We start from the raw sequence: 14,922 nt of genomic DNA, 5'->3' as shown, positions 1-14,922 counted from the left end.
AAATGAAAGAAAGGAATCAGCAAGGTTGATTCCACGCCGGAAATTAAGTATTTCCGGGAAAGCGTAGTATTGAAAATTAGAACAATACTATAAAATCTTTCTTTCTTTTTAAATTAAATGTAACAACAACTTTAAGTATGGTAAGACGCCGTGGCATGCACATTGCCTAATTCAATAAGCCCACAGTCTGGCCGTAAATTTCCCGAAGTGAAAAGGTAAAATCAAGCGTCTGAATAGTCAACACTTTATCCGGCTGGTCAGTTTTCTAACGAAGTGTCCAGAAGCTCTTCTCCGGTTTAAACCAGGATTCTACGCAAACATGCTCAGAATCAATCAAAATATATTCCCGGAAAGAAGGAATGTTGCGGTACAGCATAAACTCCTTTCCCCAATCATAGTTCTTGGCTTTTTTCGGAAAGCACTTCAACAATAGGGGTTGGATTAAGGATGGTATTCAACCGCGCATCCAGCAACTGTGGTCCTCCGCAAATAATCAGCAAATCCGGGAAACGTGTATAGGCTATTGGAAGAAATATGAAGCCGCATACCGGAGGAGAAGGTCTGAAAATGCTTTCCTGTTAAGTCGTATCCAATTCCAATCGATGGATCTTCCTTAATCCGGTTATGGTTACGAAATGCGACTGCCATCGCAAATAGTTCACCATTACTAGTCACTTTTGTTCTCCGCTTTGCGCTCAAGTTCCAGGTAACCGTCTTGCGTATAAGGTGGCTCGGGTGGAGCAGATACGGGTGCTGGTTTTTATAGGTTACGGTTTTCTGTTTACAACGGCCCATTGTAAACAGAAAACCGTAACTCCCTAACCGTTAGTCGATCAAAACCGCCCGCCCGCTCTGTAAGTCATTCTCGACGACTTTGTATTTAACGTCCCGTTTGATCGTACCGTCCATGTACTGAACGCTTACTTTCTCATTGCGGTTGGCCACTTTTACCGAACGAACTGGCGCCTGCTTCTCAGCAGTGGCCATTTTTCGGGCGTATTCCTGCGGGCCACCGGCAACGGGTTCATCGTGGTCTTCCTTATTGGTGTGCAGTTCGGGCTGCGGCTCCGGATGACGCTGGGGGGGAGCTTGCCGAACTTCCTGCTGAACCTCTTCGGCTTCCTGGCCCGGAATATCCGTTTTGGTCAGGAAACTGATCGTGTCAAAATTGACCTTGCTCAAAAACCGCTTAAACAGTTCAACGGACTCAAATTTGTAGACCAGTAAGGGGTCTTTCTGCTCAAAAACCGCATTCTGTACCGATTGCTTCAGGTCGTCCATTTCGCGCAGGTGTTCTTTCCACTCCTGGTCGATCACCGACAGAGAAACGGCTTTTTCCATTTCTGTAATCAGTTCCCGGCCTTCCGTTTCAACGGTTTTGCGAAGGTTGGATACCACGGTCAATTCGCGCAGGCCGTCGGAGAATGGAACAACAATGTCCTGAATCATAGCACCCCGTTCTGCCAGAATGGATTGTAGCACCGGTCCGGATTTTTCCCGAATGGCGTTGTTCTTGTCGTGGTAATGCTTATCAGCTTCTCCGTACAAGCGCTGTGCCAGATCTTTGGCTTTCAAGCGGCTGAAGTCGTCGCGCGTGATGCTGGTTTCGAACCCGAGTGCCGTTATTGTTTGCAACGTAAACTCGTCGTAGTTGCCTTCGTTGTTATTGGCCAGATCCTCGCAGACGTCGTACATGGTGTTGGCAATGTCGAGCGCCAAACGATCGCCAAACAGTGCATTCCGACGGCGTTTGTAGATGGCCTCCCGTTGGTAGTTCATCACGTCGTCGTATTCCAGCAGTCGCTTCCGAATGCCGAAGTTGTTTTCTTCCACTTTCTTCTGCGCGCGTTCGATGGATTTTGTAATCATCGAGTGCTGAATCACTTCGCCTTCTTCCAGCCCCATGCGGTCCATCACTTTCGCGATGCGGTCGGAGCCGAAAAGCCGCATCAGGCTATCTTCCAGCGAAACAAAGAATTGCGTCGTTCCGGGGTCTCCCTGCCGGCCAGACCGACCGCGCAACTGGCGGTCGACGCGCCGGGATTCGTGCCGCTCCGTACCAACGATGGCCAGACCACCGGCAGCCCGCGCTTCCGGCGTTAGCTTAATATCCGTACCCCGGCCGGCCATGTTTGTTGCAATGGTCACGGTTCCGGGTTTACCGGCTTCAGCCACAATTTCGGCCTCCCGCTGGTGTTGCTTGGCATTCAGGACCTGGTGGGCAATTTTGCGTAACGACAGCATCCGGCTGAGCAATTCTGAATTTTCAACGGATGTTGTCCCGACCAGCACCGGGCGACCTTTTTCGACCAGACTTACAATCTCATCAACCACCGCGTTGTATTTCTCCCGAACCGAGCGATATACTTTATCTTCTTCATCTTTTCGGACGATCTGCCGGTTCGTCGGTATGGCGACGACGTCGAGTTTGTAGATGGTCCAGAACTCCGACGCTTCGGTTTCGGCCGTACCGGTCATCCCGGCCAGCTTGTGATACATCCGGAAGTAGTTTTGCAGCGTGACGGTCGCGTAGGTTTGCGTAGCGTCTTCTACTTTCACGCCTTCCTTGGCTTCAACGGCCTGGTGCAAACCGTCCGACCACCGGCGGCCTTCCATGATCCGGCCCGTCTGCTCATCAACGATCTTGATTTTACCATCCATGATGACGTAATCGACGTTGATCTCAAACAGGCAGTATGCTTTCAGCAACTGATTGACGGTGTTGATCCGTTGTGTTTTGACCGAATAATCCCGGATCAGGTTTTCTTTATGCAGGATTTTTTCCTTCTCGTCCAGCTCCGGATTCTTATCGATGCTGTTCATGTCAATCGACAGGTCGGGGAGGATAAAGAAGTTCGGATCCTCGCCGGAACCGGTGATGTAGTCAATTCCTTTTTCGGTCAGATCGATGCTGTTGTGCCGTTCATCAATCGTGAAGTACAACGGTTTATCAGCCTCGGGCATCAGCTTCTGGTTTTCGGCCAGGTAAACCGATTCGGTTTTTTGCATGATGGCCTTGATTCCCGTTTCACTCAGGTATTTAATCAGAGGCTTGTATTTGGGCAAACCGCGGTGGGCACGGAAGAGCGCCAAACCGCCTTCTTTCTCGTCACCGGCAGCTATTTTCTTTTTGGCTTCGTTCAACAGGTCCTGAACCAGTTTCCGTTGCACTTCGGCAACACGGGCGATGCGCGGTTTTAGTTCGGAGAATTCCTGTTCGTCACCGCGGGGCACGGGGCCGGAAATAATCAACGGCGTCCGGGCGTCGTCGATCAAGACGGAGTCGACCTCATCAACCATCGCGAAGTGGTGTTTGCGTTGCACCAGTTCGTCGACGCTGCGGGCCATGTTGTCGCGCAGGTAATCAAAACCGAATTCGTTGTTGGTCCCGTAGGTGAGGTCGGCCAGATATGCCTGTTTCCGCGAGAACGAGTTCGGCTGGTGTCTATCGATGCAATCGACGCGTAGCCCGTGGAATTCGAACAGCGGAGCCATCCACTCGGAGTCACGCTTGGCCAGGTAATCGTTGACGGTTACGATGTGAACCCCGCGACCCGCCAGGGCGTTGAGGTAAGCCGGGAACGTTGCAACGAGCGTTTTTCCTTCCCCGGTTGCCATTTCGGAAATTTTACCCTGGTGCAAAACCGTTCCCCCGATGATCTGTACATCGTAGTGAACCATGTCCCATTTGATGGTGCTTCCGGCGGCATCCCAGCTATTGGCCCAGTAGGCTTTGTCACCGGTAATGGTGATGTGTTTCTTGCGGGCGGCAAATTCACGGTCGAAATCCTGGGCCGTTACTTCCAGCTGTTCGTTTTCCTTGAATCGTTTGGCGGTTTCTTTGACCACGGCAAACGCCTGGGGCAGAATGTCGAGCAAAACCACTTCCAGTTCCTTATTCCGGTCGGCTTCGAGTTTATCAATCTGGTTGAAGATGCGTTGCTTTGCATCAACGTCCATATCGGGCTGGTCGGCCACCTGCTTCTGGAGATCAGTAAGTTGGGTATCGATGGGTTGCAACCGTTGCGCGATAATCTGTTTCAGTTCAACGGTTACATTCCGGAGTTCGTCGTTGGAGAGAGACTGTAATTTCTGAAACTCGGCGTTCACCTTTTCGACGTACGGGAGCAGTTCGCGAATGTCCCGATCCGACTTGGTGCCGAAGAGTTTGGTAATTCCCTTGGTTATGAGGTTAATCATTCGAATATGAATTAAACGGATGTTTCAATAAAGTTCTGCAAAATTAGGGGTTTACGCCATAGAATAGTAACAATTTCTGAATCAGTTTCATTGCGGTATACCTCCAGATTTTGGATAAACGGCTCCATAAAGTGGAAAACCGTCATTTATACCGGTTAACCTGTCGCTAAATGATTCGAAAAATCACACGAAATATCCGTTAAACTAGCCTGACAATCGGTCGATAAGGCCGCTCTTTTTCGGTAGAAACGCCCATAATAAATTTAAGTATAACGCTATCGTTAACAGGATCGCTCTGGAAAGCTTCAAGGTATTGCTCTGGAATAGGGAATGAATGAACGATCTGTTCGATACCAATGGCAATTTTCGACCGGATAACGCCATTCTGCAACATGCACTGAACACGACCGTCCGCACCCGCCGAAACCATCTTTCCGGTGTCATTTCAGAAATGGACCCGGATATGTTGTGGTGGTTGAAGAGCGGAACAGCGACAAAGAGTTGCCGCTTTTTTCGATACCAATCGTGGCAAATTTAATGCCGTAGAACCGCTGACGTTTTTTGATACGTTCAATCCGGAAAAATTCCCCAATTTCAACACGGGTCTGTATAAAGAGTGGATTGATCAGTATTCACAAAGCCACCGCCAGCCCTGGGTAACGAGTGCCCGCCTTTTTACGGAAATGCCTCCGATCACAGTCCCATTCAGGTAGCCATTAGTTTGTGGCTGGTTGACGCAACCTCCCGGGTTGGTCATCGCCTATTTTCTGTGAAAATGGAGACGTAAGGTAAAATGGTTTTCAACTGAAAATCAGCTGAATCATACAGAACAGTAAATGGTGAAAAGGTGTTGGAAGAATACGGAGATTCAGTAGGATTATGCTAATTTGCTGGTTCATTATTCCTGAACCTTTCATGACTTCTTCACGCAGAAAATTTCTCCGGCAATCGTCCCAACTTGCCACGGGGCTGGGCCTGACGACGGCCTTATCCCCTGATTTGCTGGCTTCTCAACCGCCAACCGCGCCCGCCGACGAAGTCGTGGTGGGGCTGATCGGCTGCAACAGCATGGGCTGGTCTGACCTGAGCTCCATGCTCAAACATCCGGGCGTTCGGTGTGTTGCTTTGTGTGATGTGGATAGCAACGTGTTGAGCAAACGTGCTACGGAATTGGAGCAAAAAACGGGTAAAAAGCCGACACTGTACAGCGATTTCCGGAAATTGCTGGAAAACAAAGAGATCAACGCCGTCATCATCGGAACGCCCGATCACTGGCACTGCCTGCAAACCGTCTATGCCTGCCAGGCTGGTAAGGACGTATACGTGGAAAAACCGTTGGCCAATTCCATCGAAGAATGCAACCTGATGGTAGAAGCTGCCCGGAAGCACAACCGAATCGTACAGGTGGGGCAATGGCAACGCAGTGGACAGCATTGGAACGATGCCCTGGAAATGGTGCGGTCGGGTAAGATTGGACGAATCCGTTCCGTAAAAACCTGGGCGTATATGCCCTATGGAAAAACGTTTCCGGCCCAGCCAGACACCGCCGTTCCCGCGGGTGTCGATTATGACATGTGGCTGGGACCAGCTCCCAAACGACCTTTTAATACCAATCGGTTTCACCGTAGCTTTCGGTACTTCTGGGATTACGCCGGTGGTTTGATGACCGACTGGGGGGCTCATATGATTGATATTGCCCTGGCCGGGATGAACGTGACAGCCCCCAAATCCGTCGTGGCAGTGGGCGGAAAGTACGGTTTTCCGGATCATGCCAGCGAAACACCCGATACCTTGCAGGTGGTGTATGATTACGGCAACTTTACGATCCAGTGGGAGCAGTCGCTCGGCACAGGGCGTGGTCCGTTTGATCGGGAGCACGGTGTTGCTTTTATCGGCAACCTCGGAACAGTTGTCATCGACCGGTCCAAATGGGAGGTTTTTCCGGAAATCGAAGCGGGAAACTACCTGGTTGCGGCCCAGCCGCCGAAGTTTGGTAACGGGAAAGACCTGGACACCCATACGCTCAATTTCGTCTCGTGCGTTCGGAGCCGACAGAAGCCCAATTGTCCGGTCGAAGCGGGTCGGGATGTGGCGCTGCATGCACATTTGGGCAACATTGCTTATCGCACCGGGCAGAATATTTTCTGGGATGCCGACACCAACAAAGTGGTTGGTAATGAGAAGGCAGACAGGCTGGTAAGGGCAAATTATAACGGCAAGTGGACGCTTCCTAAGCTGTAAGAAATCCGCGAAATCATTTTTGAAGTCCAAATAGTGACTTTCAGGACCGAATACCTTCTAAACAAGTATGCTTGTGCAAAAAATATTCTGTCAAAAATGATTATGGAAATAACAATGAGCCTGGCTGCTATTCTGCGAAGAGCAACATTGATCGGATGTACTGGATTCGTGGGAATGGGCGTTGCTGTCGCGCAATGCACGGAGAAAAATGCAAAGGATCAATCTGTTGATTTTCGGTTAACGTATGATAAAGCCAACCAGCGTGTGACGGCCTGGTATATACCCTCCATATCGAGCACGCACCGATTGGTAACCGGGCAATTTAGCATCGTTACACCGAACGGGTTTACGTCGCCGGAAGCCGGTTCCGGATGTGATTCCAAACTGGAAATAACCAGTATCAACGGTGCTTGGACGGATTTTGTATTTGACAACGAATTGCTTGCTTCAAAAGCACTGTCACCGATTGCCGCCATGGAAGGCGTCGCCATCCATCAGGTCGGGATGGCTCCCCATACCGTTGATGTTGGCGAAGTGAAAGCTGGCGTGCCGGTACCCCTGTTTTCATTTCCCTCAACAGCGCAGGAAGGAGTGGTACGAATTGTGGAAACGGGCGAGCTGGTTCAAAATGAAATCCTGAACAAGCTGGGCGGAAACATCAGTAATGCGATAACGATTCAGTCACCAGTCAAAGCGTTTGTGCGGGCTGAAGAACGGTATTGTAAAAATGACGTTCAGAAAGTAATAGAATTTAAAAAACCAACGCTGGTGGACCATAACGCTCTGGCAACGAGTAAGCCAACGGGCAGGACTGGCGTACAGACGGTTGGGGTAGCCGCCGTAGACGAGTTGCTCGGTACCGAACTGCTGATGGTGACTCCCAATCCGGCAACCGTGGAAGTGACGATTCGGTACCAACTGCTTTCGGCGGGCAATATAAGCATCGATCTGGTGGATGCGCAGGGCCGTACAGTGCAGACGTTGGTGGCCCGTAAACATCACAGCATCGGAAAATACGAAACAAAGGTCGCGTTGCAGGAGGTCGCTGCCGGAATGTATTTCTGCTCCATGAAAGGGGAGGATCTACAGAAAGCCGTTAAACTAATCATTTCTAAATAGCCAAACTCTCGTATGGGAAAGCCGGAGACCGAGGGTTTCCGGCTTTTTTGTTGCCTCTCTTTTTTCAATTTGAAACTACTAACCGCTGTCCGGTTGGGGACGTAAGGTGTCCGTATTTGGACACCAGTGCTCATCAAAACCGCTGAATAGACGCTACGAAGCCCCTTTTTGGATTTGGCAAAGGATTTGTACGATAAAATAGAAACAAATTCTTTCAGCCCATGCGTCGTACCTATTTAGGTGAATTTGAAGAAATCGTCTTGCTGATGGTGGCCATCCTGGACGGCGAAGCTTACGGGGTAACCGTCAGCCAGGCGCTGGAAGAGCATACGGGCCGCCTTGCCGCCTTCGGAACCGTTCATAACACACTCATTCGGTTGGAAGAAAAAGGCTTCGTCAGTTCTGAACTGGGGGGCGCTACAACCGAGCGCGGTGGGCGACGCAAGCGGTTATTTCGGGTAACCGCCCTAGGAAGCCGGGCGCTACAGGACATTCAGCAACTGCGAAACCAACTCTGGCAATTGGTGCCGCCCCACGCCTTGAAAATAAGCGGTTTATGAAACCCTCTCATCCAAAGCCGCCCCGTTGGGCAGAATGCCTGCTCAACTGGTTACATCCGACGGAGACCCTGGAAGAAGTTGAAGGAGATCTGGAAGAATTATACGCTTACTGGTATCAACGAGCTGGAAAAACGCAGGCTACGCTACGGTACGTACTCAATGTAATAACGGTTTTGCCGCCATTTGTCCGCCGACGAACCCGTACCGCAACACATCGTCAATTGTCAAGTTTGAGCCCCGCTATGATCCGGAATTACGTTAAAATCGCTTTTCGTAACCTGTGGAAACACAAGTTCTTTTCATTTGTCAACCTCATGGGGCTGGCTGCAGGCATTACAGCCTGTCTGATGATTCTGGAATATGTCAGCTTCGAGCTGAATTTTGACCAGTTTCATAAGGACGTCGACCGAATTTACCGCGTTACCAACGACCGGTTTCAACAGGGAAAGCTCATCCAGCACGGAACTATCACGTATCCGACCATTGGCAAAACAATGGCGAAAGATTACAAAGAGGTAGAAGCCTATACAACGCTGGTACAGGGCGGAAGGAGTAAACTGCGCCGGGAAAAATCTATTTTTCAGGAGGAAAGCATCTTTTTCGCGGATGAGCATTTTCTGCGTTTCTTCACCTTCCCCTTGCTGGTCGGAGACGCAAAAACTGCTCTGAAAGCGCCGAATAGCCTGGTGTTGTCGGAGCGTAATGCCAGGCGAATTTTCGGTGCCGAATCGAATGATGAGTATATGCGCCTGATTGGTCAGATTCTATACATTGACCTGGATACGGAACCGTACCGAATAACCGGTATTATGAAAGACGTTCCGGCTGCTTCCCACCTGCAATTCGGGGCATTGGTTTCCTATCAGACACTGGTTCGGTTATGGGGGGATTGGGTAAATACAAGCTGGGATGGTTCCGATATGTGGCATTACCTGAAGCTGAAACCGGGTGCGGATGTTAGTCAATTGGAACAGAAATTTCCGGCCTTCAGTGAACGGTATTTCAAAGGTGATCAGGTATCGGGAAGTGTGGAAAAATTTTATCTACAACCGTTGCAGCGCGCTCATCTGTATTCGGATTATGAATACGAAATTGGGCTGGTAAACAATGGGAAAGCGGTTTGGACGATGCTGATCATCGCAGCTTTTATTCTGTTGATTGCCTGGGTTAATTACATCAATCTGGCCACGGCCCGATCGCTGGAACGGGCTAAAGAAGTGGGCGTTCGGAAAGTGGCCGGTGCCACGTCGGGTCAACTGATCGGTCAGTTTTTGTCGGAATCGGTTCTGCTGAATCTTGTTGCTTTTTTGGTTGCCCTCCTGTTAACAATGGCTTTTCAACCTGCTATGAATCAGTTGGTTGGTAAGCCGCTGTCGTTCTCGTTGCTGATGGGTCAGGGATATGGAGGACGCTGGATGGCACTGGCGTTGGTCGGAACCTTTGGAGTGGGACTACTTTTGTCCGGATTTTATCCGGCGTTTGCTCTTTCGGCTTTTCAGGCTATTCAGGTGTTAAAGGGCAGTTTCAAGCGGTCGGCAAAGGGGGGGTGGGTACGCCGGTCGCTGGTAGTTTTTCAATACACGGCTTCGATTGTGCTAATCATCGGAACGTTTATTGTGTTCCGGCAGATTGAGTTCATGCAAAAAGAAAACCTCGGGTTCAACATGAATCAGATGCTGGTTGTCACTGGCCCCGACCTGACCCGCTGGGATTCCACGTCGATCGAACGGATCAACAGCTTCAAGACTGAGGTGAAGCAACTTACCGGGGTTAAGGCCGCAACGGCTTCTGTCAACCTGCTGGGCAACCGGTTGCCGCGCACATTCAACATGAAGCGGGCGGGAGATCAGGAAGGCAAGGGGTTGACAGTGAGTCGCATGTCCGTTGATTATGACTTCTTCGATACCTACCAAATCAAGCTGCTGGCGGGCCGGAATTTTCTGCCGACGGATTCCGACGCGGATGGCAGCAAAGTTACCAAAGCCATTATTAACCAATCGACGGTTCGGTTGCTGGGCCTGCGTGATGCGGTTTCGGCGGTGGGTCAGAAATTTACGCTGTTTGGGCGGACGTGGGAAATCGTAGGTGTGGTGAAGGATTTTCACCAGCAATCGTTACGGCATGCTATTGAACCGATTGTTTTCGCACCCTTCTACGCCAATGGGGGTTTTTATTCCTTCAAAGTGGAACCGGGTGATGTGGATCAAACGATTGATCGGGTGAAAGAAAAATACCAGGCGTTTTTTCCGGGAAATGAATTTTCGTACTTCTTCATGGATGAGCAATTCAACCGGCAATACCGTGAAGATCAGATTTTTGGAAAAATTACCTCTTTTTTCTCATTCCTGGCCGTTTTAATCGCGTCACTGGGTTTGTTCGGCTTATCGTCGTACACCATTACGCAACGGGCGAAGGAAATCGGGGTGCGGAAAGTGTTGGGGGCCTCGGTCATCAGCATTGTGGCCCTGCTCTCCCGGGATTTCTTGAAACTGGTTCTACTGGCTATTTTTATTGCGGCTCCGATTGCCTGGTATGCCGCGGGGCTGTGGCTGGACGATTTTGCCTATAAGATTGCTATTTCCTGGTGGATTTTTGTCCTTGCCGGAGCCCTGGCTGTTGGTATTGCTTTGCTGACAATCAGTTACCAAAGCATCAAAGCCGCCCTGATGAATCCGGTCAAAACTCTACGAAGCGAGTGAACGGTTTAAAGGAGACGCGGGCGAAAGGGGCCAACTTGGTTGACATCGGTAGATTCCTGTTTTAAAGAATATAGGTAGCGGTTTAAATAAGTTACGTTACGATTTTGGCGGTTATGAACCACTTTTACTTCGTGAAAGTGGTTCATAACCGCTTTGTTTTTTCTAACAACAAATACTACATCCGTGAACATTAAATGGTACCTGCTACTGGTCTGGGCACTGGTAGTTTCTCTATCCGCTTGCCGAAAAGCGGCATTGGATCCAGATCCATCATCCGATGAAACCGAAAATCCCGTTGCTTTGCCCCTGGGCAATCCTATCGGGGAAAAAACTTCATTTACGATCACACCGACGGGGGGCGAATTTACGTCACCTGACCAGTCCATAAAGCTGATTGTTCCGGCGGGTGCGGTCAGTACCAATACGGTTTGCTCGATGCAGGCCGTTGAGAAAACCGCCCCAGCCGGACTGGGAACGGGCATGCGTCTGTTACCGCACGGTACTCAATTCGCCAAACCGGTTACCATTCAGTTCTCGTATGCGGGGCGGGAAGAAGAAATGGGGACGGTTTTGGGCCTCGGACTAGCTTTTCAGGATGAGAACGGGTTTTGGTCCTATGCCGCCGATCCGGTTGTCAATCAGGCCGCAAAAACCGTGAGTGTCCTGACGACGCATTTCAGCGACTGGACGATAGCGAAAGGGGTTGAATTGATTCCGATTAAAGGGTCGATGGTGGCGGCAGAACGGCTTGGCTTGCAGGTTGTTTCGTATTTGCCAGCTTCCAGCGATCCATTCAAAATATCCCGCAAAGCCATCATGAATAAGAATGCCAAACCGGTGGACGCCAAGTATATTAAAAATGGTGGAAGGGGGACGGCCTGGCAGTTGGGCGGCCCGGGCGAATTGGTGAGCAGTGGATCAGGGGCTACGTATGCGGCCCCTGACCGGGTCGATAAACCAACAGAAGTAAGTGTGAGCGTCGAGCTGAAAGACCCAACAGGAAAGTATACGGGTCAATTGCTGTTGATTGCAAATATCACTGTACTGCCGGACGAAGGATTGCATTACCGCATTGATGATGGTCCCTGGCAATCAGAAAAGAAGGTTAACTTCATTAAAGTTGGGCCAAGTTTTTATCAGCTGGGATTACTGGAGGAAAAAGAAGAACTTAAAATTTTTATTATTGAGTGGCATGGGGAGATCGGTAGCCATCGGTGGAATTACCAGGTAGACCCAATTCCCAAATATCCTACGATCTTGTCGGCGGCTTTCAAAAAAGGGAATGACACGTATGTACTGAATAGTTACAATTACGATAAGGAGCGGGGGTATGCTGATTGTAACGGGTCAATCACCATTGAAGAAATGGGGAAGACGGGGGGCGGCTACTTAAAAGGTAAATTCAACGTATTACAGGGTGGCTACGTTAGTGCCAAGCAACAAAAGGAGATCGGACGGCACAATATTGAAGGATATTTCACGCTGAGAGGCTTTGATTGATGTGATTAGAAAAATAGAAACCGTTCTCGGCAAACAAACGAGAACGGTTTCTGGTACATTTAAGTTTTATGCTTCGGCGCGGAGCACTTCCAATGGCGGACGAACCAACACACCACGGCTGTTGAATAAACCAATGACAATGGTTAAAACCGTTACGACACCAACCACCGCCAGGAGCGGAGTGAAGTCGGGTGCAAACGGTACTTCGAAGACAAAATAGGCCAGGCCCCAGGTTCCTGCCAACGACAGCACAATGCCCGACAGCGCTGCGATCAGGCCAAGAAACAAGTACTCAATGAGGGTAATTAGCAAAATCTGCCGACGACTGGCCCCCAGGGTTCGCAAGAGAACGCTCTCCTGAATTCGTTGGTATTTACTGATAATCACCGAACTGCTCAGGACCAGTAAACCTGTGACGATGCTGAACAAGGCCATAAACCGGATGACGAATGAAACTTTCGCCAGCACTTCGTCAAGTGTTTTCAGAATCAACCCCAGGTCAATTGCCGATACATTTGGGTAGCGGACAACCAGGTCACGCTGAAATTGAGCGGATTGCTGCGTGTTTTCAACGCGGGTCATCAGCACGTGGAACTGCGGAGCCTGTTCAAGAACGCCTGAAGGAAAGACAATCAGAAAGTTGGTTTGCACCCGGTTCCAGTCTACTTCACGCGTACCACCAACAATGGTAGGAATAATCAGTCCCTGCACATTGAACGCCAGCGTATCGCCCAGCTTAAGTTTCATCCGTTCCAAATAGCCTTTTTCCACCGAGATATAGATGTGCTGGTTGGCTTGATACGGAATTTTGCCTTCGGTCAACTTCTCCGAACTGATCAGGGAATCGCGGTATGTAACCCGGTATTCGCGGGTCAGGGCCCAGTCGGGAATCTTGGCGCTGGTATCCTTTTGAATGGCTTCAACCGCTCGCCCGTTGATTTCGGCGAGCCGCATCGTGACCACCGGTACCTCCTGCAATACGGGTAGTTTATGCTGTTGGACCAACTGCTGAACGCCCGCTTGCTGCTCATTCTGAATGTCGAACAACACCATATTGGCCTGATTGCCACTGGCCGATAATTGCACCCGGCTGAGCAATAAGGTTTGCGTGAGGTACAGCGTCGCTATCAGAAAAGCGCCCAGCCCGATCGAAATAACCAGAATCAGCGTCTGGTTCTGCGGGCGGTATAGGTTCGCCAGACTTTGCCGCCAGATGTAACTCCACGAAACCGGAAAAAACCGTCGGACCAGCAACATCAACAACTGACCGATTCCCGTCAGAACAGCGAACGCAAAGGCCAGGCCGGTCGTAAAACTAAGCGCCATTTTCCAGTCGCGGATTTGCCAGTAGGCAAATCCAATGATTGACACAAGAATGGCACCATAGATGGCCCACTGAAGCGGATCGCGACCCGTTACATCATCGTCATAAGAACTGCGGAGCGTTCGGAGCGGAGCCACTTTCCGGATCACCAGCAAGGGCAGGAGGGCAAACAAAATTGCAATGAGTAATCCGGCGGCAATGCCCTGGGCCACGGCTTGCCAGGAAATGGTCGTTACGACCTCAACCGGCAGAAAATTGCCAAAAACCGCGGGAAGAATCAGTTGCAAAACCGTACCCAGCGCTGCGCCCACCAGGGCGCCCAGCAAACCCATCAGCGACGTCTGAATCAGGTAAATCAAAAACGCCTGCCGTCCGCTGGCCCCCAAACAACGCAGCACCGCCACCGAAGCAATTTTCTCTTTCACATAGAGATGAACGGCACTGGCTACGCCCACGCAGCCCAGCAGCAGGGCGACGAATGCCACCAGGTTCAGAAACTTGGTCAGGTCGGCGAAGGCACGGCCGGTTTGCTGTTTGCGCTCCGCAATGGTGTCGGAGTTGATACCCAGTTTATCAAGGCGGGCAGAAATGCTTTTAACGTATTTTTCGACATCTGTACCGGGTTCAAATTGATAATACGACCGGTAGGTAACCCGACTGCCGCGTTGCAGCAAACCGGTTTCCGGTAAAAAAACGTGCGGAATAAAAACCGTTGGGGCCACCGTTGTAGTTACGGCCGTCTGGCCGGGAATTTTCAGTACCCGCCCCGCGACGTAAAACATGAGCTGTCCAACTTTCACCGAATCACCGGGTTGGGCGTTCAGTTGAACCAGCAGCGCATCATCCACCAGTGCAATCCGCTGCCGGTTTTGGTTAGCCTTTTGAAACAAGGCAACGGCGTTGCCAGGCTGCGTTTCCCAGGCACCGTAGTACGGAAATTGGCCCTGCATGGCTTTTACCTGCGCCAGCCGGACACCGCCCGAACGCGGAAACATGACCATCGACGGAAAGGCCACCTCACGGCTTCGTTCGGGACTGATGGCAGCTAAAAACTGTTCCGTTTTTTTGCTGATTTCCTTATTGGTGGTCAACACCAGATCGGCTCCGATGAGCTCACGAGCCTGTTCATCAACACTGCGGGATAAATTATCGCCAAATGAATTGATGGCGACCAGGGCCGCAATGCCCAGCACGATGACCGACATAAACAGGAAAAGCCGCTGACGGCTCCGGCGACTGTCGCGCCAGGCCATCTTCCACAACCAGGGATTGAAAACCG

Annotated in this window: 8 protein-coding genes; 6 read left to right on the top strand and 2 right to left on the bottom strand. The window is 50.5% G+C overall.

What is annotated here, in order from left to right; genetic code table 11:
• Positions 1 to 825: 825 nt before the first annotated feature.
• Positions 826 to 4,200 carry a preprotein translocase subunit SecA gene (gene secA / locus ACYVH9_RS17380; protein ID WP_460637662.1) on the bottom strand — a complete coding sequence of 1,125 codons (3,375 nt, stop codon included), beginning with the start codon at positions 4,198 to 4,200 and terminating at the stop codon, positions 826 to 828.
• Between the two features lie 334 nt (positions 4,201 to 4,534).
• Between secA and ACYVH9_RS17375 the strand changes: the two genes are divergently transcribed.
• The 6 genes from ACYVH9_RS17375 to ACYVH9_RS17350 all read left to right on the top strand — a co-directional run bounded on the left by ACYVH9_RS17375 (position 4,535) and on the right by ACYVH9_RS17350 (position 12,319).
• Positions 4,535 to 4,738: a hypothetical protein gene (locus ACYVH9_RS17375; protein WP_460637661.1), complete on the top strand. Its 204-nt coding sequence runs from the start codon at positions 4,535 to 4,537 to the stop codon at positions 4,736 to 4,738.
• Positions 4,739 to 5,115: 377 nt separating this feature from the next.
• Positions 5,116 to 6,441, top strand: coding sequence for a Gfo/Idh/MocA family protein (locus ACYVH9_RS17370; RefSeq protein ID WP_460637660.1), 1,326 nt, complete (start codon positions 5,116 to 5,118; stop codon positions 6,439 to 6,441).
• Between the two features lie 102 nt (positions 6,442 to 6,543).
• On the top strand, positions 6,544 to 7,560 hold the full coding sequence (locus tag ACYVH9_RS17365) for a T9SS type A sorting domain-containing protein (RefSeq protein WP_460637659.1): 1,017 nt from the start codon (positions 6,544 to 6,546) through the stop codon (positions 7,558 to 7,560).
• Positions 7,561 to 7,781: 221 nt separating this feature from the next.
• Positions 7,782 to 8,120: a PadR family transcriptional regulator gene (locus tag ACYVH9_RS17360; RefSeq protein ID WP_460637658.1), complete on the top strand. Its 339-nt coding sequence runs from the start codon at positions 7,782 to 7,784 to the stop codon at positions 8,118 to 8,120.
• Positions 8,117 to 10,819, top strand: a complete 2,703-nt coding sequence (locus ACYVH9_RS17355) for an ABC transporter permease (protein WP_460637657.1) — start codon at positions 8,117 to 8,119, stop codon at positions 10,817 to 10,819. The genes ACYVH9_RS17360 and ACYVH9_RS17355 overlap by 4 nt, the downstream gene beginning before the upstream one ends.
• Before the next feature lie 183 nt (positions 10,820 to 11,002).
• Positions 11,003 to 12,319 (top strand): hypothetical protein, encoded by a 1,317-nt coding sequence (locus ACYVH9_RS17350; protein WP_460637656.1) that lies wholly within the window; start codon positions 11,003 to 11,005, stop codon positions 12,317 to 12,319.
• A gap of 66 nt (positions 12,320 to 12,385) precedes the next feature.
• Here the strand turns inward: ACYVH9_RS17350 and ACYVH9_RS17345 are convergent, their stop codons facing one another.
• Positions 12,386 to 14,896 carry an ABC transporter permease gene (locus ACYVH9_RS17345; RefSeq protein ID WP_460638158.1) on the bottom strand — a complete coding sequence of 837 codons (2,511 nt, stop codon included), beginning with the start codon at positions 14,894 to 14,896 and terminating at the stop codon, positions 12,386 to 12,388.
• Positions 14,897 to 14,922: the final 26 nt, after the last annotated feature.

Source organism: Larkinella harenae, from assembly GCF_054780515.1.
This window is presented reverse-complemented; position numbering and strand designations above follow the sequence as displayed.

Coding starts and splice junctions, on each gene's coding strand:
- ACYVH9_RS17345 (WP_460638158.1), bottom strand. CDS start 14,896: ATGGCCTGGCGCGACAGTCGCCGGAGCCGTCAGCGGCTTTTCCTGTTT.
- ACYVH9_RS17355 (WP_460637657.1), top strand. CDS start 8,117: ATGAAACCCTCTCATCCAAAGCCGCCCCGTTGGGCAGAATGCCTGCTC.
- ACYVH9_RS17370 (WP_460637660.1), top strand. CDS start 5,116: ATGACTTCTTCACGCAGAAAATTTCTCCGGCAATCGTCCCAACTTGCC.
- ACYVH9_RS17360 (WP_460637658.1), top strand. CDS start 7,782: ATGCGTCGTACCTATTTAGGTGAATTTGAAGAAATCGTCTTGCTGATG.
- ACYVH9_RS17365 (WP_460637659.1), top strand. CDS start 6,544: ATGGAAATAACAATGAGCCTGGCTGCTATTCTGCGAAGAGCAACATTG.
- secA (WP_460637662.1), bottom strand. CDS start 4,200: ATGATTAACCTCATAACCAAGGGAATTACCAAACTCTTCGGCACCAAG.
- ACYVH9_RS17375 (WP_460637661.1), top strand. CDS start 4,535: ATGAACGATCTGTTCGATACCAATGGCAATTTTCGACCGGATAACGCC.